Source organism: Thermus parvatiensis, from assembly GCF_001535545.1.
Taxonomy (GTDB): Bacteria; Deinococcota; Deinococci; order Deinococcales; family Thermaceae; genus Thermus; species Thermus parvatiensis.
Genome location: NZ_CP014141.1, coordinates 1,566,888 through 1,589,111, shown reverse-complemented (window position 1 = coordinate 1,589,111; position 22,224 = coordinate 1,566,888). Strand labels below are relative to the sequence as shown.

20 protein-coding genes and 8 pseudogenes are annotated in these 22,224 nt (G+C 68.1%); 11 read left to right on the top strand and 17 right to left on the bottom strand.

Annotation, left to right across the window (positions count from 1 at the left end; translation table 11 throughout):
• The first annotated feature begins 22 nt into the window (after nucleotides 1-22).
• Nucleotides 23-948, top strand: a pseudogene (locus AV541_RS08655) (RluA family pseudouridine synthase).
• A complete protein-coding gene (locus AV541_RS08650; RefSeq protein ID WP_060384705.1) occupies nucleotides 945-1,838 on the top strand; it encodes a DNA-methyltransferase in 894 nt (297 codons plus the stop codon). The pseudogene AV541_RS08655 and the gene AV541_RS08650 overlap by 4 nt, the downstream one beginning before the upstream one ends.
• 205 nt (nucleotides 1,839-2,043) lie before the next feature.
• Here the strand turns inward: AV541_RS08650 and AV541_RS12640 are convergent, their stop codons facing one another.
• Nucleotides 2,044-2,307: a hypothetical protein gene (locus AV541_RS12640; protein WP_172596922.1), complete on the bottom strand. Its 264-nt coding sequence runs from the start codon at nucleotides 2,305-2,307 to the stop codon at nucleotides 2,044-2,046.
• Between the two features lie 48 nt (nucleotides 2,308-2,355).
• On the opposite strand from AV541_RS12640, the gene AV541_RS13170 reads away from it, so the two are divergent.
• Nucleotides 2,356-2,490: a hypothetical protein gene (locus tag AV541_RS13170; protein WP_276325492.1), complete on the top strand. Its 135-nt coding sequence runs from the start codon at nucleotides 2,356-2,358 to the stop codon at nucleotides 2,488-2,490.
• On the opposite strand, the gene lysN is transcribed toward AV541_RS13170, so the two are convergent.
• From lysN to AV541_RS08580, 13 genes and pseudogenes are all read right to left on the bottom strand, one after another.
• On the bottom strand, nucleotides 2,476-3,669 hold the full coding sequence (lysN, locus tag AV541_RS08640) for a 2-aminoadipate transaminase (protein ID WP_060384703.1): 1,194 nt from the start codon (nucleotides 3,667-3,669) through the stop codon (nucleotides 2,476-2,478). The genes AV541_RS13170 and lysN overlap by 15 nt on opposite strands.
• 95 nt (nucleotides 3,670-3,764) lie before the next feature.
• Nucleotides 3,765-4,895, bottom strand: a complete 1,131-nt coding sequence (locus AV541_RS08635) for a deoxyguanosinetriphosphate triphosphohydrolase (protein ID WP_060384702.1) — start codon at nucleotides 4,893-4,895, stop codon at nucleotides 3,765-3,767.
• Nucleotides 4,895-6,120, bottom strand: a pseudogene (gene fabF / locus AV541_RS08630) (beta-ketoacyl-ACP synthase II). Before fabF ends, AV541_RS08635 begins: the two are co-directional and overlap by 1 nt.
• Nucleotides 6,121-6,240: 120 nt before the next feature.
• Entirely contained in the window at nucleotides 6,241-6,483 is a 243-nt protein-coding gene (gene acpP / locus AV541_RS08625; RefSeq protein WP_008631656.1) for an acyl carrier protein, read from the bottom strand.
• A gap of 32 nt (nucleotides 6,484-6,515) precedes the next feature.
• Nucleotides 6,516-7,253: a 3-oxoacyl-[acyl-carrier-protein] reductase gene (gene fabG, locus AV541_RS08620; RefSeq protein ID WP_060384701.1), complete on the bottom strand. Its 738-nt coding sequence runs from the start codon at nucleotides 7,251-7,253 to the stop codon at nucleotides 6,516-6,518.
• Nucleotides 7,246-8,162: pseudogene (gene fabD, locus AV541_RS08615) on the bottom strand (ACP S-malonyltransferase). The gene fabG and the pseudogene fabD overlap by 8 nt, the downstream one beginning before the upstream one ends.
• Nucleotides 8,162-9,130, bottom strand: coding sequence for a beta-ketoacyl-ACP synthase III (locus AV541_RS08610; protein ID WP_060384700.1), 969 nt, complete (start codon nucleotides 9,128-9,130; stop codon nucleotides 8,162-8,164). Before AV541_RS08610 ends, fabD begins: the two are co-directional and overlap by 1 nt.
• A gap of 172 nt (nucleotides 9,131-9,302) precedes the next feature.
• Nucleotides 9,303-9,485: a 50S ribosomal protein L32 gene (gene rpmF, locus AV541_RS08605; protein WP_008631660.1), complete on the bottom strand. Its 183-nt coding sequence runs from the start codon at nucleotides 9,483-9,485 to the stop codon at nucleotides 9,303-9,305.
• Between the two features lie 59 nt (nucleotides 9,486-9,544).
• A pseudogene (locus tag AV541_RS08600) lies at nucleotides 9,545-10,080 on the bottom strand (DUF177 domain-containing protein).
• Nucleotides 10,081-10,168: 88 nt separating this feature from the next.
• On the bottom strand, nucleotides 10,169-10,648 hold the full coding sequence (locus AV541_RS08595; protein WP_008631664.1) for a flavin reductase family protein: 480 nt from the start codon (nucleotides 10,646-10,648) through the stop codon (nucleotides 10,169-10,171).
• A 23-nt stretch (nucleotides 10,649-10,671) separates the two neighbouring features.
• Nucleotides 10,672-12,558, bottom strand: a complete 1,887-nt coding sequence (locus AV541_RS08590) for a hypothetical protein (protein WP_060384699.1) — start codon at nucleotides 12,556-12,558, stop codon at nucleotides 10,672-10,674.
• Nucleotides 12,559-12,567: 9 nt separating this feature from the next.
• A pseudogene (locus AV541_RS08585) lies at nucleotides 12,568-13,271 on the bottom strand (WecB/TagA/CpsF family glycosyltransferase).
• On the bottom strand, nucleotides 13,259-13,975 hold the full coding sequence (locus tag AV541_RS08580) for a 2-phosphosulfolactate phosphatase (protein WP_060384698.1): 717 nt from the start codon (nucleotides 13,973-13,975) through the stop codon (nucleotides 13,259-13,261). Before AV541_RS08580 ends, AV541_RS08585 begins: the two are co-directional and overlap by 13 nt.
• 27 nt (nucleotides 13,976-14,002) lie before the next feature.
• Here AV541_RS08580 and AV541_RS08575 point away from each other — a divergent pair.
• The 6 genes and pseudogenes from AV541_RS08575 to hisH all read left to right on the top strand — a co-directional run bounded on the left by AV541_RS08575 (nucleotide 14,003) and on the right by hisH (nucleotide 18,569).
• Nucleotides 14,003-14,937: pseudogene (locus AV541_RS08575) on the top strand (thiamine-phosphate kinase).
• 327 nt (nucleotides 14,938-15,264) lie between these two features.
• Nucleotides 15,265-15,537, top strand: coding sequence for an SDR family NAD(P)-dependent oxidoreductase (locus AV541_RS08570; protein ID WP_244880517.1), 273 nt, complete (start codon nucleotides 15,265-15,267; stop codon nucleotides 15,535-15,537).
• Between the two features lie 53 nt (nucleotides 15,538-15,590).
• Nucleotides 15,591-16,208: a nitroreductase family protein gene (locus AV541_RS08565; RefSeq protein ID WP_038035137.1), complete on the top strand. Its 618-nt coding sequence runs from the start codon at nucleotides 15,591-15,593 to the stop codon at nucleotides 16,206-16,208.
• 19 nt (nucleotides 16,209-16,227) lie between these two features.
• On the top strand, nucleotides 16,228-17,271 hold the full coding sequence (locus AV541_RS08560; RefSeq protein WP_060384697.1) for a pyridoxal phosphate-dependent aminotransferase: 1,044 nt from the start codon (nucleotides 16,228-16,230) through the stop codon (nucleotides 17,269-17,271).
• Nucleotides 17,264-17,848, top strand: a complete 585-nt coding sequence (gene hisB, locus AV541_RS08555) for an imidazoleglycerol-phosphate dehydratase HisB (RefSeq protein ID WP_060384696.1) — start codon at nucleotides 17,264-17,266, stop codon at nucleotides 17,846-17,848. Before AV541_RS08560 ends, hisB begins: the two co-directional genes overlap by 8 nt.
• Nucleotides 17,849-17,972: 124 nt before the next feature.
• Nucleotides 17,973-18,569, top strand: a complete 597-nt coding sequence (gene hisH, locus AV541_RS08550) for an imidazole glycerol phosphate synthase subunit HisH (protein ID WP_060384695.1) — start codon at nucleotides 17,973-17,975, stop codon at nucleotides 18,567-18,569.
• Here hisH and AV541_RS08545 read toward each other — a convergent pair.
• Nucleotides 18,540-19,459, bottom strand: a pseudogene (locus AV541_RS08545) (carbohydrate kinase family protein). The gene hisH and the pseudogene AV541_RS08545 overlap by 30 nt on opposite strands.
• A gap of 144 nt (nucleotides 19,460-19,603) precedes the next feature.
• Between AV541_RS08545 and guaB the strand changes: the two are divergent.
• Nucleotides 19,604-21,084, top strand: a pseudogene (gene guaB / locus AV541_RS08540) (IMP dehydrogenase).
• Here the strand turns inward: guaB and AV541_RS08535 are convergent.
• Nucleotides 21,081-21,311 (bottom strand): hypothetical protein, encoded by a 231-nt coding sequence (locus AV541_RS08535; RefSeq protein WP_008631684.1) that lies wholly within the window; start codon nucleotides 21,309-21,311, stop codon nucleotides 21,081-21,083. The pseudogene guaB and the gene AV541_RS08535 sit on opposite strands and share 4 nt — an antisense overlap.
• A 39-nt stretch (nucleotides 21,312-21,350) precedes the next feature.
• Between AV541_RS08535 and AV541_RS08530 the strand changes: the two genes are divergently transcribed.
• The gene (locus AV541_RS08530; RefSeq protein WP_038035140.1) at nucleotides 21,351-21,836 is read left to right on the top strand and encodes a hypothetical protein; all 486 of its coding nucleotides are present in this window, start codon (nucleotides 21,351-21,353) and stop codon (nucleotides 21,834-21,836) included.
• On the opposite strand, the gene AV541_RS08525 is transcribed toward AV541_RS08530, so the two are convergent.
• Entirely contained in the window at nucleotides 21,781-22,206 is a 426-nt protein-coding gene (locus AV541_RS08525) for a disulfide bond formation protein B (RefSeq protein ID WP_008631686.1), read from the bottom strand. The genes AV541_RS08530 and AV541_RS08525 overlap by 56 nt on opposite strands.
• Nucleotides 22,207-22,224 lie beyond the last annotated feature (18 nt).

The following is a 22,224-nucleotide window of genomic DNA, read 5'->3' as shown; positions in this document are numbered from 1 at the left end:
TTAAGGGGTAGAATGGGCTTTCGTGGTGCGCTTTCGTAGGGAAGGGGTGCGTCTGGACCAGGCGGTGGCGGAGGCCCTTTCCGTGAGCCGGGCCAAGGCCCAGGCCTGGATCCAGGCCGGGCGGGTCCGGGTGGGGGACCGGGTGGTCCTCAAGCCCGCCTACCGGCTCAAAGGGGAGGAGGTGGCGGTGGAGCCCGTGGAGGAGGTCCCCATGGTCCTCCCCGAAGACCTGCCCATTCCCATCCTCTACGAGGACGAGGACGTCCTGGCCCTGAACAAGCCCCCGGGCCTCCTTACCCACCCCGCCCCCGGGGTCTACTCGGGCACGGTGGTGAACCTCCTCCTCGCCCGCTACTACGGGCCCGTGGAGAAGGGGCCTCCCGAGCTCGTCCGCCCCGGGATCGTCCACCGCCTGGACAAGGACACGAGCGGCGTCCTGGTGGTGGCGAAGCACGGCGGGGTCCTCGAAGGCCTGGCCCGGGCCTTCCGCGACCGCCTGGTGATGAAGCGCTACCTGGCCATTACCGAGGGCCACCCCCGGGAGGGGGTCCTTATCGCCCCCATCGGGAGGCATCCCCGGGAGCGGCACAAGATGCACGTGGGCGGCGTCGCTGCCCGTTACGCCGAGACCGAGTTCCAGGTCCTGGCCACCGCAGGCCCCTACGCCCTGGTGGAGGCGAGGCCCCATACGGGCCGCACCCACCAGATCCGGGTCCACCTTAAGTACCTCGGGGCCCCCATTCTGGGGACGAGCTCTACGGGAGAAGGAGCCCCCATATCGGGCGCCAGGCCCTCCACGCCTACGAGCTCCGCATCCCCCATCCCCGCACGGGCCGGATTTTGGAGTTTCTCGCCCCCGTGCCCCAGGACATGGCGGCGGCCTGGGAGGCCCTGGGGGGGAGGTGGCCGGAAGAGGTGGTGCGGGAAGGGTATACTGGGGCGCAATGAGGTCCTTTCCAAAGGCTAAAGAGGCCTTCTCAGAGGGGGAAGAGGTCTCCTTTGGAGTTCACCGCCTCCACGTGGGGGACGCCCGGGAGGTGCTGGCCTCTCTCCCCGAGGCCTCGGTCCACCTGGTGGTGACTTCCCCGCCCTACTGGACCCTGAAGCGCTACGAGGACACCCCGGGCCAGCTCGGCCACATAGAGGACTACGAGGCCTTTCTGGATGAGCTGGACCGGGTGTGGCGGGAGGTCTTCCGCCTCCTGGTCCCGGGCGGAAGGCTCGTCATCGTGGTGGGGGACGTGGCCGTGGCGAGGCGCCGCTTTGGGCGCCACCTCGTCTTCCCCCTCCACGCCGACATCCAGGTGCGCTGCCGCAAGCTCGGGTTTGACAACCTCAACCCCATCATCTGGCACAAGCACACCAACGCCAGCCTCGAGGTGGAGGGGCGGGGCGTCTTCCTGGGCAAGCCCTACGAGCCCGGGGCCATCATCAAGACGGAGATTGAGTACATCCTCATGCAAAGGAAGCCCGGGGGGTACCGCAAGCCCACCCAAGAGCAGCGGGAGAAGAGCCGCCTTCCCAAGGAGGACTTTCACCGCTTCTTCCGGCAGATCTGGGACGACATCCCCGGGGAGAGCACCAAGGACCACCCCGCCCCCTTCCCCCTGGAGCTCGCCGAGCGCCTGGTGCGCATGTTCAGCTTCGTGGGGGACGTGGTCTTAGACCCCTTCGCCGGGACCGGGACCACCCTCATCGCCGCGGCGAGGTGGGGGAGGAGGGCTTTGGGCGTGGAGCTCGTGCCGCGGTACGCTCAGCTGGCCAAAGAGCGCTTTGCCAGGGAAGTCCCTGGGTTTTCCCTGGAGGTCTTGGATGGAGCCGTCCATCCTCGCCGTTAGGTTGAAAAGACTTTTAGAAAACATGATACGGACCTCTTCCCAGGATAGCGGGCGCCAGGGGGTTTTGGCGGGGTATTTGGAGGAACGTTTACGGGAGCGCTTACCGCCACATCTTTGGCCCCACTTGGAGCGGGAGGTTTCCGTACCCGGTTTGGCCCGGGAGAAAAAGTGGGACCTGGGGTTGGTGTACCCCGCGGGTTCATCCTTATCCAAGAAACCGCGGCTTCTCATTTCCCTGAAGTCCATCCTGAAAAATCCCTCGGGGTCCTGGCCTAACCGCCTGGACGATCTGGTTGGGGAGGTTTCCTCCGTCCAGCTCCTTTTTCCCGAGGTGGTCGTAGGGTATGTGGTGGTTCTGGACTACGGGGCGCCTACCAAGCGAAGGGGAGGCGTTTACCGACCTCCCCAGGGGAATGAGCTTGACCCTATCTACGCCCGCTTCAAGCAGGGGCTCGCCGCCCTTGCTCAAAGACGCCCTCCCCTCTGGGCTCAAGGCCTCGTAGAGGGTTGCTGGGTTTTGGAGATAGACACCCGCCGGGCACCCCTTTTGCTGAGGCCCGAGGAGGCGGTGGCGGAGGGTGAAGCCTTTTTAGACGCCCTGGTGGGGGAGCTGAGAAGGAGAGAGCCCCTCCTCTTCCTAGACCAAAGCTAAAAGCCCCTTTAGCGCCCGCCCCAGCCGCCGCACGCCCTCCGCGATCCCCTCCCGGTCCAAGGTGGCGTAGGAGAGCCTCAGGGTGTTCTCCCCGCCCCCCTCGGCGAAGAAGGGACTGCCGGGCACGAAGGCCACGTTCTCCTCTATGGCCCTTTGGAAAAGGGCCTCGGCGGAAAGGCCCTTGGGGAGCTCCATCCAGACGAACATCCCGCCCTTGGGCCTGGTGTAGCGCACCTCCTTGGGCACCTCCCGATCCAGGGCATGGAGCATGGCCTGGGCCTTTTCCCGGTAGACCCTGCGGACCCCTTCCAAGCGCTCGGAGAAGCCCTCCTTTAAGAGCTCGTGGACCAGCATCTGGTTGAGCATGGGGGTGTGGAGGTCGGCCCCCTGTTTGGCCTGGACGAGCTTCTGCAGGGCCTCCGGATGAGCCACGGCGAAGGCCACGCGAAGCCCGGGGGAGAGGACCTTGGAGAAGCTTCCCAGGTAGATGACCCCGGGGTAGTCCGCCTCCCGGGCGAGCTCAAAGAGGCTGGGGAGGCGCCTTTCCCCGAAGTAGAGCTCCCGGTAGGCGTCGTCCTCCACCACCACGAGGCCCCGCTCCATGACCATCTCTAAAAGCCGCTTCCGGGCGGGAAGGGGCGTGAGGCCCCCCGTGGGGTTCTGGAAGGAGGGGATGAGGTAGAGGAAACGGGGGCGCTCCTTCTTGAGGACTTCTTCCAGGGCGTCTAGGTCCGGCCCCTCCTCCCCGGTGGGTACCGTGAGGAAGCGAGGACCGTGGAGGCGGAAGGCCTGGATGGCCCCCATGTAGCTTGGGGCTTCTAGCAGCACGGGGCCCCCCTCGTCCAGGAAGACCTTGCCCACGAGGTCCAAGGCCTGTTGGCTCCCGGTGGTGATGAGGACCTCCTCGGGGCGCACGCCGATCCACTCCGCCACGAAGGCCCTGAGGGGGGCGTAGCCCTCGGTGGGGCTGTATTGGAGGGCGGCCTCGCCCTTCTCCCGCAGGATCCGCGCCGCGGCCTCCGCCGCCTCCTCCTTGGGGAAGAGCTCGGGGGCCGGGAGCCCCCCGGCGAAGCTCAGGATGCCGGGGCGCTGGGTGAGCTTGAGAAGCTCCCGGATGGTGGAGGCCTGGATCCTTCCCGCGCCTTTACCGAACGCCTCGGACCAGCTTAGCGGTTTCACCCCTATAGTCTACCCCGCTTCCCTTCCTCCCGCCGGAACGCGCTCCCGGAGCCCCGAAAGCGCCTGCCCACGGCCTTGGCGGGGGGTGCGGGCCCTTAGGGGGAGAGCCTGCGGTAGGCCTCGAGGGCGAAGCGGTCCGTCATCCCGGCGATGTAGTCGCACACCGCCCGCTCCAGCCCCTCCTCGGGGATTTTGGCCTGCACCTCCCGGGGAAGGAGCTCGGGGTAGCGGGTGTAGGCGGCGAAGAGACCTTCCAGCACCGCCTCCGCCTTGCGCCTTTCCCTGAGGACCTCGGGGTGGCGGTAGAAGCGCTCCATGAGGAAGGCCTTGAGCGCCTTGAGGGCCTTTTCCGCCTCCTCCCCCAAGGCGGCGAGGCGGCTTGGGTGGCGGCGCACGGCCTCGGCGCTTTGCACGCCCGCCTCCTCCACCCGCCGGTGGGTGGCCTCTATGGCGGCGGTGATGAAGTAGCCGAGGAGTTGCCGCACCAAGACGCGGCGGTCCAGCTCGGGAAGCCTCAGGAGGTCCAGCCCCTCCTCCAGGGCCAGGGCCTGGAAGAGCTCCACTTCCTTGAGCTCCTCGGGGTGGAGGAGGCCCGCCCTAAGCCCGTCGTCCAGGTCGTGGGCGGCGTAGGCGATGGCGTCGGAGAGGTCCACCACCTGGGCCTCGAGGGTCCCCTGCCCCTCGTAGAGGGGCTTGAAGCCCGGGCTGTAGGCGGCCTCGTGGGTGGCGATCCCCTCCAGGACCTCGTAGGTGAGGTTGAGGCCGCGGAAGCCGGGGTAGCGCACCTCCAGGTGGGTGAGGATCCTTAAGGCCTGGGCGTTGTGCTCAAACCCCCCGTGGCCCTCCATGAGGGCGTTCAGGACGTGCTCCCCCGTGTGGCCGAAGGGGGGGTGGCCCAGGTCGTGGGAGAGGGCGATGGCCTCGGTGAGGTCCTCGTTGAGGCCGAGGGCGCGGGCGATGGAGCGGGAAACCTGGGCCACTTCCAGGGTGTGGGTGAGGCGGGTGCGGTAGTAGTCCCCGGCCCAGCCGGGGAGGACCTGGGTCTTGTACTCGAGGCGGCGGAAGGCGGTGGTGTGGAGGATCCGGTCCCGGTCCTTCTGGTAGGGGGTTCGGTAGAGGGACTCGGGCTCTGGGTGCTTGCGCCCCCGGGTGTCCTTGGCCTTCTGAGCGTAGGGGGCGAGGCGGCTGGCCTCCAGCTCCAGAAGGGCTTCCCGGGAAAACCGCATCAGACCCTCTTGAAGACCAGGACGGCGTTGTGGCCCCGAAGGCGAAGGAGTTGGAGAGGGCGTAGTCCACCTTGGCCTCCCGGGGCTCGGGGACGAAGTCCAGGTCCAGCTCGGGGTCGGGGTCCTCGAGGTTGATCGTGGGAGGGATGACCCCGTGGTAGAGGGCCTGGACCGTGGCGATGGCCTCCACCGCCCCCGCCGCTCCCAGGAGGTGGCCGATCATGCTCTTGGTGCTGGAGACCATGAGCCGCTTGGCGTGGTCCCCGAAGACCCGCTTGATGGCCAGGACCTCCGCCCGGTCCCCCACGGGGGTGGAGGTGCCGTGGGCGTTGATGTAGCCCACCTGCTCGGGGGCGAGGCCCGCGTCCTTCAGGGCCCGGGTCATGGCCAAGGCGGCGCCCTTCCCCTCGGGGTGGGGCTCGGTGATGTGGTGGGCGTCGGCGCTGCGGCCGAAGCCCACGAGCTCGGCGTAGATGCGGGCGCCCCGTTTCTTCGCGTGCTCGTACGCCTCGAGGACCAAGACCCCGGCCCCCTCCCCCATGACGAACCCGTCCCGGGAGCGGGTGAAGGGGCGGCTCGCCTTCTCGGGCTCCTCGTTCCTTGTGGAAAGGGCCCGCATCACGGCGAAGGCCCCGATGGCCATGGGGGTGATGGCGGCCTCCGTCCCTCCCGCCAGGACGAGGTCGGCCTCGCCGAGCTGGATCATGCGCAGGGCGCTTCCCAGGGCGTCCGCCCCCGTGGCGCAGGCGGTGACCACCGTGGAGGAAGGCCCGGTAAAGCCGTAGCGCATGGCGATGTGGGCCGAGGCCATGTTGGCGATCATCATGGGGATGAAGAAGGGGCTTATACGGTTCGGGCCCCTTTCCAGGAAAACCCGGCTTTGGGCCTCCCAGGTCTCCATGCCCCCGATCCCCGTGCCCACCAGGGTCCCTACCCGTTCGGGATCCAGCGCCTCGGGCTTTAGCCCCGCGTCCTCCAGGGCCAGGTGGGCGGCGATGAGGGCGTACTGGACGAAGCGGTCCAGGCGCCTGAGTTCCTTCCGGTCCAGGTAGGCCCCGGGGTCCACGTCCACCTCGGCGGCGATGCGCACGGGGAGGGCCGAGGCGTCAAAGCGGGTGATGGGCCTGACCCCGCTTTGGCCTGCAAGCTGGGCCTTGTGGAAGGCCTCCTGCCCCACGCCGATGGGCGTGAGGGCGCCTAGGCCGGTGACCACCACGCGTCGCATGGGCGTAGTATACCCGGGAACGCCCCGGGAAAAAGGAAAGGCGGGGCGCCCTTCGCGCCCCACCCGCGTTGCCAGCCCTTGCCGGGGCCCCATGCCGGCTTGGGCCAGCGTGGGGTGGCGTTAGCCCAGCTTGGCCTTGATGTACTCCACGGCGTCCTTGACGGTGCGGATCTTCTCGGCCTCCTCGTCGGAGATCTCCAGGCCGAACTCGTCCTCCAGGCCCATGATGAGCTCCACCGTGTCCAGGGAATCGGCCCCCAGGTCCTCAATGAAGCGGGCCTCGAGGGTCACCTTCTCCGGCTCCACCTGGAGCTTGTCCGCGATCACCGCCTTCACCTTCTCAAAGATCTCCTGCTCCGTCATGAAAAACCTCCCGGGGGGATTTTAGCACGACCTCAGTGGGGGGTAAGCCCCCCGTCCACGCACAGGGTCTGGCCGTTGATGTAGCCCGCCTTCTCCGAGACGAGGAAGGCCACGGCCTCGGCCACCTCCTCAGGTTTGCCGAAGCGCCCGGCGGGGATCTCTCTCAGGTAGGCCTCCTTCACCGCCTGGGGGAGCCTTTCCGTCATCTCCGTCTCAATGAAGCCCGGGGCTACGGCGTTAACCGTGATACCCCTTTGGGCGTACTCCTTGGCCACCGCCCGGGTGAAGCCGATGAGCCCCGCCTTGGAGGCCACGTAGTTGGCTTGGCCCGGGTTGCCCAGGATCCCCACCACGCTGGTGATGTTGACGATGCGGCCGAAGCGGGCCTTCATCATGAGCTTCACCGCCTCCCGGGTGGTGCGGAAGACGGCGGAGAGGTTGGCCTCGAGGACCGCCTCCCAATCCTCGTCCTTCATGCGCACGAGGAGGGTGTCCCGGGTGATGCCGGCGTTGTTCACCAGGGTGTCCAAGCCCCCTAGTATCTCCGCCGCCTGGTGGACGAGGGCGGTGGCCGCCTCGGCCTCCAGGAGGTTCGCCCCGAGGACCGCCACCAGGGGGCTTCCCCGGCGCCTTGCCTCCTCCGCCACCTCCTCGGCCTTTTCCCGGTTGTGGCCGTAGTGGATGGCCAGGGCGAAGCCGTCCTCCGCGAGCCTCAGGGCGATGGCCCGCCCGATGCCGCGGCTTGCTCCGGTGATCAGGGCCTTACGCACGCTCCACCTCCAGCGCCTTTTTTAAGCTATCCGGGTCCTGGACGCTTAGGGCCTGGGCCTCCTTTAGGGTGCGGCTCACCAGGCCTTTCAGCACCTCCCCGCTTCCGAACTCCAAAAAGCGCTTGACGCCCCTCGCCTCCATGTCCCGTAGGATCTCCACCCAGCGCACCGGGGCGGTGATCTGCTCCAGGAGGAGCGCCCGGATCCTCTCCGGGTCCTCCTCGGGCCTCGCGGTGACGTTGGAGTAGACGGGGAAGCGGGGCCTTTTCAGGGGAACCCGGGCCAGGTCCTCGGCCAGCCGCTTTCGCGCGGGGGCCATGAGGGAGGAGTGGAAGGGGGCGGAGACGGGGAGGAAGACCACGCGGGCCCGCCGCTCCTTGAGCCTCTCCGCGGCCTCCTCCACCGCTTGCCTTCTCCCGGAGATCACCGTCTGCTCCGGGGCGTTGAGGTTGGCGATCTCCACTCCCTCGAGGCCCTCCAAGACCTTTTGGATCTCCTCCAGGGGGAGTTTTAGCACGGCGGCCATGGCCCCTTCCCCCACGGGGACGGCCTCCTGCATGTACCTGCCCCTAAGGCGCACGAGCCTTAGGGCGTCTTCCAGCTCCAGGGTGCCCGCGGCCACGTGGGCCGTCCACTCCCCAAGGAATGGCCTGCGGCCAGGGCAGGGGGATTCCCGCCTGCCTCCAAAAAGGCCCGGTAGGCGGCGTAGCCTGCGGCGAGGAGGGCGGGCTGCTGGTTCTCCGTTAGGGTCAGGGCCTCCTCGGGGCCCTCCCACATGAGCTTGAGGAGGCCGGGTAGGGCGGCCTCGGCCCGGTCCAGGACCTCCTTGGCGGCGGGGGAGGCCTCGTAGAGGGCCCTGCCCATCCCCACCCGGTGGGAGCCCTGCCCGGGGAAGAGGGCGGCGTACATCAGGCACCCCCCCAGGTGAGGACGGCGGCGGCCCAGGTGAGCCCCGCCCCGAAGGAGACCAAAAGGACGTGGTCCCCCTCGCGGATCCGGCCCGCGTCCACCGCCTCCTTGAGGGCCAAGGGGATGGAGGCCGTGGAGGTGTTGCCGTAGCGGTCCACGTTCACCGCCACCCTTTCCCAGGGAAGCCCCAGGCGCTCCCGGGCGGCGTCAATGATCCTGAGGTTCGCCTGGTGGGGGACGAAGAGGCGGATGTCCTCGGGGGTGAGGCCCGCCTTCTCTATGGCCTCGAGGGTGGCGGTGTTCATCACCCGCACGGCGAACTTGAAGACCTCCCGCCCGTTCATGTAGAGGCGGTTTTTCATGGAGGTGCCGTCGGGAAGCCTCGGGGCCACGCAGGCGTGGTAGAGTTCCTTGGCCCCGGTGCCGTCCGCCCCTAGGACGAAGGAGCGGAAGCCGTACCCCTCCCGCACCTTGCCCACCACCGCGGCCCCGCCTCCGTCGCCGAAGAGGACGGCGGTGGCGCGGTCGTTCCAGTCAATGATCTTGGAAAGGGCCTCCGCCCCCACCGCCAGGACCTTCTGCGCCAGGCCCGCCTCTACCAGGGCGTGGGCCTGGGCCAGGGCGTAGATCCATCCGGGGCAGCCCGCAAGGAGGTCGTAGGCGAAGGCCTTGAGGCCGAAGCGGGCCTGCACCAGGGCGGCGGTGTCGGGGAAGAGGGCGTCCGGGGTGTTGGTGGCCACGATCACGGCGTCCACCCCCTCGAGGGCCCCGGGGTGCCTCCTTAGGAGGTCCTCCACCGCCTTGAAGGCCAGGTCGGAGGTGTATTCGTCCTCGGCGGCGATGCGCCGTTCCTTGATCCCGGTGCGGGTGACGATCCACTCGTCCGAGGTGTCCAGGTAGGCCTCAAAGTCGGCGTTGGTCATGACCCTTTGGGGCACGTAGGCCCCTAGGGCCAGGATCCCGCTCATGCCCGACCTCCCGTCATGGGCCTTACTATACCCAAAAAGACCGGAGGCCCCGGGCGCGCCCGGGACCTCCTAATCCGCTTTTCTCCGACAGTCTTGCACACCTGAGGCCAGGAACTCGCACCCAAGGGCTTTCCGGGGCCCCCATCCAGGCGTCAGCCCGGATGGGGTGGTGTTAGACCTCCAGCACCTTCCGCCCGGCGTAGTAGCCGCACTCGGGGCAGACGGTGTGGGGGGGCTTCATGGCCTTGCACTCGGGGCAGGGGACCAGGGTGGGCGGGGTAAGGGCGTGGTGGCTCCGCCGGGCGTCCCGGCGCGCCTTGGAGGTCTTCTTTTTGGGCACAGGGTGTTTCGCCATCTTCTCCTCCAGATTCGGGGGCCTAGCCCCGCAAAACCCTAGGTAGTATAGCAGAAGGCCTAGAGTTCCGGAAGGAGGTCCTTGAGGCCGAGGAAGGGGTGGAAGGCCTCCGGTTCGTGGCCGCAGTCCTCCACGTTGCGGTCTGCCCCGCACACGGGGCAGAGGCCCTTGCACCCCTCCTCGCAGAGGACGGTGTAGGGCATCTCGGTGACGAAGGCCTCGGTGAGGAAGGGGAGGAGGTCCAGGTCGGGGAGGCCGAAGGCGTAGAACTCCTCCTCGCCCTCCTCGTGAAAGACGACCTCCTCGAGGCCCGGCTCGTAGTGGAGGAGGTGCTGGAAGTGGGCGTGGATCCGGGTCGGGGTGGGCCTGAGGCAGCGGCGGCACTCCATGAGCACCACCCCCTCCACCTCCCCGGAGAGCCAGTACTCGTTCCCCCCACGGAGGCAATGGCGACCCGCCAAGAGGCCTCCCCTTGCAGGGGGAAGCGCTCCTCCCCGACCACGAAGGCCTCCTGGACCACCCCTTGGGCGCGGGCCGTCCCCCCTTCCTTCAGGAGGCGGGCCAGGTTGATGCTGGTGGTGGTCGTGTAGTCCATATCCTTAAAAGTATAGCGCCGAAGGGGCGTTTTTTCCAGGGCGGGGACGCCTTAGGTCCCCGCCGCGGCAAGGGGGGTTGCCCTGGCCTCAGCCCCCGTAGAACCAGCCCGTGTCCCACATGACCAGGGGCTTCTCCTCCCTGCGTACCCCCGCCTCCACCACCTCGGCCACCACCAGGCTGTGGTCCCCGCCCGGGTAAAGGTGGCGCACCTCGGCCTCCAGCCAGTAGGGAAGCTCCGTAAGGAGGGGGAGGCCGAAGGTGGGGGAAGGCTCAAAGGGGTGGCCGTTCAGCCGGTCCCCTTCCCGCACCGTGGGCTTAAAGAAGTCCTGGGCGATGGACTTCTGGTCGTGGGCTAAGGTCATGAGGGCGAGCTTCCCCGTGCGCTCCACCAGGGCGTGGAGGTGGCTGTCCCGCTTGAGCCCCACCGCCACCAGGGGGGGCTGGAAGGAGGCCTGGGTCACCCAGTTCACGGTCCCCGCGGCCACCTCGTCCCCGTCCTGGGCGGTAAGAACGTAAAGCCCGTAGGTGAAGCTCCTCAGCACCTTCTTCTTGGCCTCCAGGTTCACGCTTCCACCTCCCTTTCCTTAGGTTAGGGCTCCAGGAGCCAGTTGACGAAGGCGTTGACCACGTCGGTCTCCGCAAGCTTTTCTGGGTTTTCCAGCACGGCTTGGTAGAAGGCCTGAAGGATCCCGGGGTCAGGGTCGCGCAGCACCTCCTGGACAGTCTTCCCGGCCACGGGGCCCTTCTCCAAGGGCTGGGTGAGGCGCTCGGTGGTGGCCAGGGGGGCGGCCTTCATCAGGGCCTCTCGGGTCCGCTCCAGGAGGAGCCGCTCCCCGTCCTCCCCCAGGGCCTCTTTGGGGGTGAGGAGGGGCCTACCCGAGAGGTCCCGCACCTCGAGGCCCAAGGCGAAGAGCCTGCGGGCGAGGCTTGGCGCCCCCACCTCCAGATCCAGGACCGCCCGGGCCTCGGCGTAGCGAACCTCGAGGCGGTACCGCCCCGGGGCTTCCGGCACCACCGGGGGGGCCACCTCGAGGAGGGCCACGGTGAGGGGCGGGAAGCCCAAGGGTTTTTCCTCCTCGGCCACCTTTTCCCCGTCCCGGTAGAGGGCGGTGAACAGGGAGGCTTGCCTGAGGTAGGGCCGTCCCTCCAGCCGCACCTCGGGGAAGATGGCCTCCCCGGCGCGGAAGGGCCGCGCGTCCGGGCCGCCTGGGACCAGGGTGAGGCGCTCCACCTCCAGGGAAAGCCCCCCTGCCTTTAGGGCGGCGAGGGCCCTTTGCGCGGCGAAGGCGGCGGGGTGCTTGGGGTAGGCCTCGAGGAAGGCCTGGTAGAGGGGCTCGGCCTCCAGGCCTGTCCGCTCCGCAAGGTAAGCCCGGAAGAAGAGGGCAAGGGGCTCTTCCCGTTCCTCCAGGTCCTTCAGGGCCTCGGGGTAATCCTCCCCTTGGTCCAGCCTCAGGGCCCGGTCGTAGGTGGCCTTGGCCCCGAGGAAGTCCCCGTAAATGGCCTTGAAAAGGCCCAGGTTGTAGTAGGCGGTGGCGTTGGGGGAAAGGGCCACCGCCCTCTCCGAGGCCCAGATGGCCCGGGGGAGGTCCCCGGTGAGGTAGTAGGCCCAGCCCAGGTTGGTCCAGTAGAGCCAGTAGTCCGGGCGGAGGGCAAGGGCCTTGAGGAGGGCCTCCTTGGCCTCCTCCCCCTTGCCTTCCTGGAAGGCGGCGAAGCTCACCTCCTCCCAGGCCAGGGGAAGCTCGGGGAAGGCCTCCGAAAGCCTTCTCGCCGAGACCTTCCAGCGCTCGTCCTCGAGGGCCCTATAGACCAGGTGGGCCGCGGTCCTTTCCAGGACGTCCCCCTCCCCCATGGCCTCCGCCAAGGCCAAGGCCTCTTCCCGCCTCCCCTCGGCGAGGAGCCGGAAGGCCTCGTAGGCCCTAGGAAGCCTCCCTTGCCAGAGGAGAAGAAGCTTCTGGGGAAGAAGCCCCTCAAGGAGGCCGCTACCCCGGCTTTCCTTCAAGTCCAGGGCCGAACGGTGAAGGGGGTCCGGGTCCTCCCCTTGGGCCAGGGCCCGAAGCCTTTCCTCCGGGAGGGAGGGCGTGGGGAGGGGGCTAAAGCGGGGGGCGAGGCCTTCCCCCTGGAGCCACAGCCACCCGAGCTCCGGGGTGGGGAAGAGGGCCTCCTTGACCCCCGCTTCACGGGCCAGGAAGAGCCGAAGCCCTCCCGCCTCTTCCCGCCCCAGAAGGACCCAGTCCGCCCCCGTGGCCGCCTGGGCGAGCCGGGCCCCCGCCTTGGTGTAAAGCCCCCCGGCAAGCTCATAGCTTCCCCGCCAGGGGAGGTCGGGGAGGAGGAGGGCAAGGAGGGTGGGGGGCGGGGCCTTCAGGCCTTGGGCGAAGGCCTGGGCCAGGGTGTACCCTTTGGGTCCCTCAAAGGGGAGGACGAGGCCCTGCCCCAGGGCGAGGCCGAGGAGGAGAAGGCTTACCAAAAGCCGCTTCATGGGGACATTCTACCGCCCCTCCTTAAGGACCAGGTAAGCGAAGCGGAAAAGCCTGGGGGCCCTCCGCCAGCGCTTTGGGTCTAGCCCCACCCTTAAAAGCCACTCCAGGCCGAGCCTCTGGGCCCAAAGGGGGGGGCGCCTGGCCTCCCCGGCCAGCACGTCCAGGGTGCCCCCCACCCCTATGGCCACCCGGGCCTCGAGGTGGGGCTTGTGGCGGTGGATGAAGGCTTCCTGCCTTTCCCCCATCCCTACCAGGAGGAGGTCGGGGGCGGCCTTTTGGATGGCCGCCACCACCGGGGCCTCCTCCTGGAAGTAGCCGTGGTGGAAGCCCACCACCACGCCTCCCAGGCGTTCCACCTCCCGGGCGGCTCCCTCGGCCACCCCCGGCTTCCCCCGAGGAGGTAGACCCGGATCCCGGGAAAGCGGCGGAGGAGGGCCAGGGTGAGGTCAATCCCCGTGACCCGCTCTTTAAGGGCAAGGCCGTGGAGGCGCCGCACCGCCCAGAGGATCCCCACCCCGTCCGGGGTGATGAGGTCGGCCTCGAGGACGGCCCGCCTCAAGGCCTCGTCCTCCTGGGCCCTTACGGCGATCTCGGGGTTTAAGGTCACCACCTGGTGGGTCCTTTCCTCTTGGAGGAAGCCCCCGATGCGCTTTAGGGCCTCCTCCATGTCCACGGGGTCTAGGGGGAGGCCGAGGAGGGTCAGCCTTTCCATGGGACGAACCTTTGGGCGTACCGGTCCCGGCTAAGCCCGTGGGCCTCCTTGGGGAAGAAGCGGACCTCGGCGAGTTTGGGCACCACGGGGTCCACTCCGATGAGGCTTGCCCAGGCCAGCTCCTCGGTGCGGCCCTGGCGGTGGAGGGCCTGGCCCTCGGGGCTTTGGAAGAGGGCCTCCTGGGGGTCGGGGAAGGCCTTGAGGAGGAGGGTAGGAAGGCTCGGCGGGGCCTCGGGGGCGAGCTTGCGCTTAAGAAACCCCAGGGCCACCACCGCCGAAAGCAGGGGCTCGGGCGCCCCCGAGGGGCGGAGGGTGGGTTCCTCGAGCTCCCGGGCGGCCTCGAGGACCGCCTTGGCGTTCCTCAGGCTAGCGAGGTATACCTCTTCCTCCTCTGGGAGGAGGCTCGCGTTTAGGGTAGGGGCCGAGAGCACGGCCCGCCTGCCCCGGACCTCGGCGGCCTCCAGGTCCAGGAGGGAAAGCCTCCCGTGAAAGCCTTCCGGGGGAAACCCCTCCACTTCCCCGAGGAGAAGGGCTTCCTCCGGGAAGGCCTCCGCCAGGAGGCGGGCCACCTTCGGCCCCGGGGCCACCCAGACCTCCCGCGCTCCCAAGGCAAGAAGGCGGGTGAGGACGCTTCCCGCGGGCAGGACTTCCACCAGGATCAGGGGACCCCGGGCCGGCCTTCGGCACAGGTCAACCCGGCACACCCCGCCATGATACCCTAGCCTGGATGTATGCGGCTTAAAGACCTGGGCGAGCGTGCGCTTCTCCGGAAGCTAGCCCCCCTGGGCTACCCTGAGGCCGCCCCCCTGCCCCCAGGGGACGACGCCGGGGGGGTGTGGGCGGAGGGGAGGGCCTGGCTCCTCAAGACCGACGGCTTCCTCTACCGGGAGGTGGCCCTAAGGGGCATGGGGCCCTTTGAGGTGGGGTTTCGGGGGGTGGCGGCCACGGCCTCGGACCTCCTTGTCAAGATGGGGCGGCCCTTGGGCTTCACCTTGGGCCTTTTCCTGCCCGAGGACCTGGAGGAGGGCTTCGTCTTGGAGCTCGTGCGCGGGGCGGCGGAGGCGGCAAAGCGGCTTGGGGCCTTCCTCCTCGGGGGGACACGAACCGGGGGGTGGAGGTGGCCCTCACCGTCTCCGGCTACGCCCTGGCGGAGGCCCCCCTGCCCCGGAAGGCCCTCCCCGGGGACCTCCTCTACCTCGCCGGGGACCGGTGGGGGAGGACGGGGGCGGCCATCCGGGCCCACTACGAGGGGCGCTCCTTGGAAGGCTTTCCCGAAATTCGGGAGGCGGCTTTCTACCCCCTGCCTCGCCTGGAGCTTCTCGCCCTCTCCGGCCTCCTCCGGGGAAGCCTGGACTCCTCCGACGGCCTGGCGGAAACCCTTTGGCAGCTTTCCGAGCTCGGCGTACGGGTGGAGCTGGAGGTTCTTCCCCTCTACCCGGACGTGCTGGCCTTTGCGGGAGGAGAGGAGGCGGCCTTGGAGCTCGTCCTCTACGGGGGCGAGGAGTTTGAGGCGGTCCTGGTGGTGCCACAGGAAGGGGCGGCCGCGGTGGAAGCGAGGGCCAAGGCCAAAGGGCTTCCCCTCTTCCGGGCAGGGAGGGTGGTGGCGGGGGAAGGGGTTTATCTCCGGGGGGCGCCCCTTCCCCGGAAGGGGTATACCCACTTCTAAGTGCCCTGCTCTGGCTTTCGCTAGAGCGAGTCTTCCTATTCGTGACGACTCCCCGTTCTGAAGAACGGGGCTTCTCGGTTCTCACGGAACGGCCCTTGCCGTATCCATCCCCGAAGGCTCCGTCCAAGCCCAGAAAAACCTTGACTCCGTATCTGGGAGGTGGCGTTTCAGCACAGACTCTCCCACGGAGAATTATACCACAGAATTTGTGCTCCTTCGGAGCAAGTGGGGGAGTCTATGTATCCCCGGAATGAATTCGCGGGGGATTATAGCTCCCCCACACCCCCTCTTTTCTCTAAGGCGGGGGTGGTGGCTTTGACTCGGGCTTTGGCCCGGGAGTACGGGAAGCGGATCCGGGCCAACGTGGTGGTGCCCGGGGGGATCCGCACCGAAGGGGTAAGGGAGGCCGTGCGCCGCACCCTTCTTAAGGTGAACTGGGACAAGATGGCCACCGGCTTCTTCTTCCAGGCCCGGCTCCCCATGGGCCGCTTTGGGGACCCGGACGAGGTGGCTCGGGTGATTCTTTTCCTGGTCAGCGACTTAGCAAGTTACGTGAACGGGGCGGTGGTGCCGGTGGACGGCGGGTTCCTCTCCGCTTGAAAGCGCTTTGGTTCACAAAAAGGGTCCATCCCCCAGGTTAAGCTTCCCCAGGTATGGAGGCGACCCTTCCCGTTTTGGACGCGAAGACGGCGGCCCTAAAGAGGCGCTCCATCCGGCGTTACCGGAAGGACCCCGTGCCCGAAGGGCTTCTTCGGGAAATCCTCGAGGCCGCCCTCCGGGCGCCCTCCGCCTGGAACCTCCAGCCCTGGCGGGTCGTGGTGGTGCGGGACCCTGCCCTGAAGAAGGCCCTTAGGGAGGCCGCCTTCGGCCAGGCGCAGGTGGAGGAGGCCCCCGTGGTCCTGGTCCTTTACGCCGACCTCGAGGACGCCCTAGCCCATCTGGACGAGGTCATCCATCCTGGGGTCCAGGGGGAGAAAAGGGAGGCCCAGAAAGCAGCTATCCAAAGGGCCTTCGCCGCCATGACCCCTGAGGAAAGGGCCCGGTGGGCGGCCGGCCAAAGCTACATCCTCCTGGGCTACCTTCTTTTGCTTCTGGAGGCCCACGGTCTGGGGAGCGTCCCCATGCTGGGCTTTGACCCGGAGCGGGTGAAGGAGCTCCTGGGGTTTCCCAAGCACGTGGCCATCCCCGCCCTTCTGCCCTTGGGTTACCCCGCCGAGGAGGGCTACCCCTCCCACCGCCTGCCCATGGACAGGGTGGTCTCCTGGCGCTAAGGCCCCCTATACTCGGGGCATGCGGGCCTTCAAGGCGCACCTTCGGGGCCTCGCCCCTTACCCCTACAAAAGGGAAGAGGCCCCGGTAAAGCTGGACCAGAACGAAAGCCCCTTTGACCTTCCCGAGGTCCTTAAGGAGGAGGCTTTAAAGCGGCTTCGGGCGCTTCCTTGGAACCGCTACCCCGAGATCCACGCCGAAACGCTACGGAAAAGGCTTGCCGCCCTTTTGAACTGGCCCGAGGAGGGGATCGTTTTCGCTCCCGGCTCCAACCTCCTCATCCTGGCCTTGGCCCTGGCGGCGGAGGAGGTTCTGGACCTTTCCCCCTCCTTCCCCCACTATGCCCACGCCGCCAAGGTGGCGGGGACGCCCTACCGGGCGGTGCCCTTGGGGGAGGGTTTCGCCCTGCCCCTGGAGGAGCTCCTTCGGGCCTTCCGGGGCGGGCTCCTCTTCCTCCCTAACCCCCACGCCCCCACGGGGACCCTCTTCCCGGAGGAGGCCTTGAGGGCCCTGGCGGAGCGGGCCAGGGAGGTGGGGGGTCTTCTGGTGGTGGACGAGGCCTACCGGGAGTTCGCCGGGACGGACTTTAGCCACCTCGCCCGGGAAAACCCCCACGTGGCCCTGCTTCGCACCTTCTCCAAGGCCTTCTCCTTGGGGGGGGTCCGCGCCGGGTACCTCCTGGGAAGCCCGGAGGTGGCGGCGGTGGTGCGGGAGGTGCTTCCCCCCTTCGTGCTCCCCGCCCACACCGGGGCCATCCTGGAGGTGATCTTGGAAAATCCGGGCTACGTGGAGAAGGTGGTGGGGGAGGTGGTGGCCCAGAGGGAGCGGGTCTACCGGGAGCTCCTCGCCCACCCCACCTGGCGTCCCTACCCGAGCCACACCAACTTCCTCCTGGTCAGGACCCCGGATGCAGAGGAGGCCTTCCGCCACCTCCTTTCCCAGGGCGTCCTGGTGCGCCGGCAGGACCGCTACCCGGGGCTCGAAGGGTGCCTCCGGGTGACCGTGGGCCTAAAGGAGGAGATGGACGCTTTTTTAAGGGCGGCTTTCGGGGTGGCCTATGCGTGAGGCATTGGTGGAACGGGCCACGGCGGAGACCTGGGTGCGGCTCCGCCTAGGCCTGGACGGGCCCACCGGGGGGAAGGTGGACACGGGCCTCCCCTTCCTGGACCACATGCTCCTCCAGCTCCAGCGCCACGGCCGCTTTCTTTTAGAGGTGGAGGCCAGGGGGGACCTCGAGGTGGACGTGCACCACCTCGTGGAGGACGTGGGCATCGCTCTGGGGATGGCCTTGAAGGAGGCCCTGGGGGAGGGGGTGGGCCTGGAGCGCTACGCCGAGGCCTTCGCTCCCATGGACGAGACGTTGGTGCTTTGCGTCTTGGACCTTTCGGGAAGGCCCCACCTGGAGTACCGCCCCGAGGAATGGCCCGTGGTGGGGGAGGCGGGGGGGGTGAACCACTACCACCTGCGGGAGTTCCTGCGGGGCCTGGTGAACCATGGCCGGCTCACCCTCCACCTTAGGCTCCTTTCGGGGAGGGAGGCCCACCACGTGGTGGAGGCCAGCTTCAAGGCTTTGGCCCGGGCCCTCCACCGGGCCACCCGGCGCACGGGGGAGGGGGTGCCCAGCACCAAGGGAGTGTTATGACACCGCCCCATCCTGACGTATCTCAGGATGGGAGCCCCGGGGAAAATGTCCGATACGGAAGGTTTCGCCGTCAAAGTGGGGAAAAAGGCCCTGGAACCCCATGCGGTCCCCAAGCGGAGGGAAGATGAAGGCGCTCGTTATTGACTACGGCTCGGGAAACCTTAGAAGCGCCGCCAAGGCCCTCGAGGCCACCGGCTTCACCGTCTGGGTGGCCTCCCATCCCCAGGCCTACCCCGAGGCCGACCTCCTGGTGCTGCCCGGGCAGGGGCACTTCGGCCAGGTCATGCGGGCCTTCCAGGGGAGCGGCTTTGTGGAGCGGGTTCTCCACCACCTGGAGAGGGGCCTTCCCTTCCTCGGTATCTGCGTGGGGATGCAGGTCCTCTATGAGGGAAGCGAAGAGGCCCCAGGGGTGAGGGGGCTTGGCCTCGTGCCCGGGGAGGTGCGGCGCTTCTCTGGAGGCCGGGTCCCCCAGATGGGCTGGAACGCCCTAGAGTTCGGCGGGCCCTTTGCCCCCCTTACGGGGCGCCACTTTTACTTCGCCAACTCCTACTACGGCCCCCTCACCCCCTACTCCCTAGGGAAGGGGGAGTACGAGGGCACCCCCTTCACCGCCCTCCTCGCCAAGGAAAACCTTCTTGCGCCCCAGTTCCACCCCGAGAAGAGCGGGAAGGCGGGGCTGGCCTTCCTCGCCCTAGCCCGCCGCTACTTTGAGGTCCTCTAGGGTGACGAGCCGTCCCTGGGCTCCGATGGCGGTGGCGGCTAAAGCGCCCGCCAGGTTGGCAAGCCGGCCCGCCTCCACGGGGCTTTTGCCCTCCAGGATGGCGTGGGCGAAGGCGGCGGTGTAGGCGTCCCCCGCCCCGGTGGAGTCCACGATGTCCTCTATGGGGAAGGGCTCTAGAAGCTCCTCCCCTTCCGGGGTGACCACGATGGAGCCCATGGCCCCCACCTTGACGGCGAGGCGTTGGAACCCCTCCTGGCGGAGCCTTGCCACCCCCTGGGAGATGGAGGAGGCACCGGTGAGGGTTTTGAGCTCCCCCTCGTTCATGAGGAGCCAGCTCACCCCCCGAAGGTGCTTGAGAAGTTCCTTTCCTGCGGCCCGCACCGCCCCGGCCCCGAGGTCGGCGAAAACGGGAAGCTCCCGCCTTCGCGCCGCCTCCAGGACCTCGGCGGCGTAGCTCCGGGAAGGCCCGCCCACCAGGGCGTAGGCGGAGAGGACCACGGCGTCCACCTGGTCCAGGAAGCGGGGCTTGAAGAGGGCGGGATCCAGGTAGCGGCTCGCCCCCTCGGCGCTCACCATGGCCCTCTCCCCCCGGGCACCACCAGGATGAGGACGGAGCTTGTGGTGTGCTCCAGATCCTCCTGGAGGTACCGGAGGTCCACCCCCGCCTCCCGCACCCGGCTTAGGGCGAGCTCGGCGAAGGGGTCCTTCCCCACCCGGCCCGCCAGGAAGACCCGGTGGCCTAGGCTTGCGAGCTGGGCCGCCAAGGTTCCCCCGGCCCCGCCTGGCTTCATCAAGGCCCGCCTCGAGGGCACCTCCTCCCCTGGCTCGGGGATGCGCTCCAGGAAGAAAAGCAGGTCCACGGAAACGTCTCCCAGCACGAAGAACCGCATCTTGCCTCCTTAACCCGTACGCGCAAGGGTCTGCCCTTAGTCTAGCCCACGGGCGCCCCTGTCTTTGCCCGGAGGATACCCGGCCAACATGAGAAATGCGTAACAAGGTGGACCGCCGCCCGGGAAAGGCGTACACTAGAGAGTATGGACGAGGGGAAGATCCTCTACGAGGGGCTCACCTTTGACGACGTACTTCTCCTTCCCGACTACTCTGAGGTCCTGCCCAAGGAGGTTTCTGTAAGGACGCGGCTCACCAAGCGCCTTTTCCTCAACATCCCCATCCTTTCCGCCGCCATGGACACGGTGACCGAGGCGGAGATGGCCATCGCCATGGCCCGGGAGGGGGGGCTTGGGGTGATCCACAAGAACCTCTCCATTGAGGCCCAGGCGGCCATGGTGCGCAAGGTGAAGCGCTCCGAGGCGGGGATGATCCAGGACCCTGTAACCCTTCCTCCCACGGCCACCCTGGAGGACGCCGAGCGCCTCATGCGGGAGTACCGCATCGGGGGGCTGCCCGTGGTGGACGTGTACGGGAGGCTTCTGGGCCTGGTGACGAACCGGGACCTCCGCTTTGAGCGGGACCTCAAGCGGCCCGTGACCGAGGTGATGACCCCGGTGGAGCGCCTCGTCACCGCCCGCCCCGGCACCACCTTGGAGGAGGCGGAGGAGATCCTCAGGCGGCACAAGGTGGAGAAACTTCCCCTGGTGGACGAGTCGGGGCGGCTCAAGGGGCTCATCACCTTGAAGGACATCGTCAAGCGGCGCCAGTACCCGAACGCCGTCAAGGACGCCCAGGGAAGGCTCCTCGTGGGGGCGGCGGTGGGGGCTTCCAAGGACCTTCCCGAAAGGGCCCAGGCTCTGGTGGAGGCGGGGGTGGACGTCCTCGTCCTGGACTCCGCCCACGGCCACTCCAAGGGGATCCTGGAGGCCCTCGTTTACCTCAAGGAGACCTTCGGCGAGAGGGTGGAGGTCATCGCCGGGAACGTGGCCACCCGGGAAGGGGCAAGGGCCCTGGCCGAGCGGGGGGCGGATGCGGTGAAGGTGGGGATCGGCCCGGGGTCCATCTGCACCACCCGGGTGGTGACCGGGGTGGGGGTGCCCCAGATCACCGCCATCCTCCAGGCGGTGGCCGGGGTTAAGGACCTGGACGTGCCCGTGATCGCCGACGGGGGGATCAAGTACACGGGGATGTGGCCAAGGCCATCGCCGCCGGGGCCCACGCGGTGATGCTCGGCAGCATGCTGGCGGGCACGGACGAGGCCCCGGGGGAGGAGGTCTTAAAGGACGGGCGCCGCTACAAGCTCTACCGGGGCATGGGCTCCCTGGGGGCCATGCGGCAGGGCTCTGCTGACCGCTACTTCCAAGACCCCGATAAAGGGGAGACCGAGGCCAAGAAGCTCGTTCCCGAGGGGATTGAGGGAATGGTGCCCTACAAGGGCCCCGTGGCCGACGTCCTCTACCAGATCGTGGGGGGCTTGCGGAGCGCCATGGGGTACGTGGGGGCGCCGGACATCGAGACCTTCCGCAAGAAGGCCCGCTTCGTGCGCATGACCATGGCGGGGCTCATTGAGAGCCACCCCCACGACGTGGTCGTGGTCAAGGAGGCCCCCAACTACTCCCGCTAATTCCTGAAGAGCCGGTCAAAGGCCTCCTTGCTCCCCTTTCTTCGGGCGGGGCGGTAGGTGCCCTCCTTCTCCTCCAAAAGCCCCTCCGCCACCAGGGCCTTTAGGGTGTCCTCAAGCTCCTTACGGGAGAAGGGCTCCCCTTCCTCGTCCAGGTAGCGCTGGATCTCTTTGAAGGTGGCGTGGCGCAAGGCCTCCACCGCCCGCATCACCCAGCCCTTGCGGTCCATGGCACCATCCTACCCCTTGGGTCGTGGCATCCTCATCCCATGGATCCCTACCGGGAGTACCAGGACTACGTCATGGCCTCGAGGCTCCTCGTGGCCTCGGGGCTTTCCCGGGAGATCCTCACCCTCGCCCAGTACGCCCGCCTCCGCCTAAAGCGCCTGGAGCTCGCCCGGACCCGCCGCTTCCGGGAGCTCGAGGCCTTGGACCGGAGGCTCCGCTACGGCTTTTGGACGGACCCCCTCCGCCTCCGGGAGCACCTCCACCCCCTCCGGGACAGCCCTTACCTGGCGGACCCCGAGGCCTTTGAGCGCCTCCTCTTCCCCGAGGAGCGGGCCCGCCTCCTTTGCCCGGGCCAGGCGGGGGAGTATTACCTGGGCTGGCTCCGTCTCCCTCCCTTCCTCATGGAGCCCTGGGCTTTTGAGGAGGCCTTGCGGGCCCAGGAGGAGAAGGGGCGGGCGCTTCCCCTCTTCCTCAACGCCTTTCACCTCGGGCCTGGCGGGCGAGAAGACCCATGGCGAGGGCGATGAGGGCGAAAGCGATGAAGGCCTGGAGGGGAATGGGGAACTGGGGGATGTACTCCACGCTGCAGGGCACGGGGGGCTTGCAGGCCAGGGGGAAGAGGCCCGGGAACCAAAGCTGGGTGAGGTGAAGGGCGCTGATGCTCCCTCCGATCAGGGAGAGGGCGAGGCTGTAGGGCCAGACGCCGAAGTCCTGCCGCCAGAGGGCGAGGCCCAGGATCACCGCCTGGGGGTACATGAAGATCCGCTGGTACCAGCAGAGCTCGCAGGGCAGGAAGAGGCGCACCTCGGAGTAGTAGAGGCTGCCCAGGGTGGCCACCAGGGCCACCACCCAGGCGAAGGCCAGGTAGAGGGTCTTTCGCTCCACGGCCTCCAGCATACCGGGCTTGACGGGGTT

Excerpts from the sequence above, each read along its gene's own strand:
- AV541_RS08530 (WP_038035140.1), top strand. The coding sequence starts at position 21,351 with ATGGATCCCTACCGGGAGTACCAGGACTACGTCATGGCCTCGAGGCTC.
- AV541_RS08610 (WP_060384700.1), bottom strand. The coding sequence starts at position 9,130 with ATGAGCGGGATCCTGGCCCTAGGGGCCTACGTGCCCCAAAGGGTCATG.
- acpP (WP_008631656.1), bottom strand. The coding sequence starts at position 6,483 with ATGACGGAGCAGGAGATCTTTGAGAAGGTGAAGGCGGTGATCGCGGAC.
- rpmF (WP_008631660.1), bottom strand. The coding sequence starts at position 9,485 with ATGGCGAAACACCCTGTGCCCAAAAAGAAGACCTCCAAGGCGCGCCGG.
- AV541_RS08635 (WP_060384702.1), bottom strand. The coding sequence starts at position 4,895 with ATGCGGTTTTCCCGGGAAGCCCTTCTGGAGCTGGAGGCCAGCCGCCTC.
- AV541_RS08535 (WP_008631684.1), bottom strand. The coding sequence starts at position 21,311 with ATGGACCGCAAGGGCTGGGTGATGCGGGCGGTGGAGGCCTTGCGCCAC.
- AV541_RS08565 (WP_038035137.1), top strand. The coding sequence starts at position 15,591 with ATGGAGGCGACCCTTCCCGTTTTGGACGCGAAGACGGCGGCCCTAAAG.
- AV541_RS08650 (WP_060384705.1), top strand. The coding sequence starts at position 945 with ATGAGGTCCTTTCCAAAGGCTAAAGAGGCCTTCTCAGAGGGGGAAGAG.
- AV541_RS08590 (WP_060384699.1), bottom strand. The coding sequence starts at position 12,558 with ATGAAGCGGCTTTTGGTAAGCCTTCTCCTCCTCGGCCTCGCCCTGGGG.
- hisH (WP_060384695.1), top strand. The coding sequence starts at position 17,973 with ATGAAGGCGCTCGTTATTGACTACGGCTCGGGAAACCTTAGAAGCGCC.
- AV541_RS08560 (WP_060384697.1), top strand. The coding sequence starts at position 16,228 with ATGCGGGCCTTCAAGGCGCACCTTCGGGGCCTCGCCCCTTACCCCTAC.
- AV541_RS08525 (WP_008631686.1), bottom strand. The coding sequence starts at position 22,206 with ATGCTGGAGGCCGTGGAGCGAAAGACCCTCTACCTGGCCTTCGCCTGG.
- hisB (WP_060384696.1), top strand. The coding sequence starts at position 17,264 with ATGCGTGAGGCATTGGTGGAACGGGCCACGGCGGAGACCTGGGTGCGG.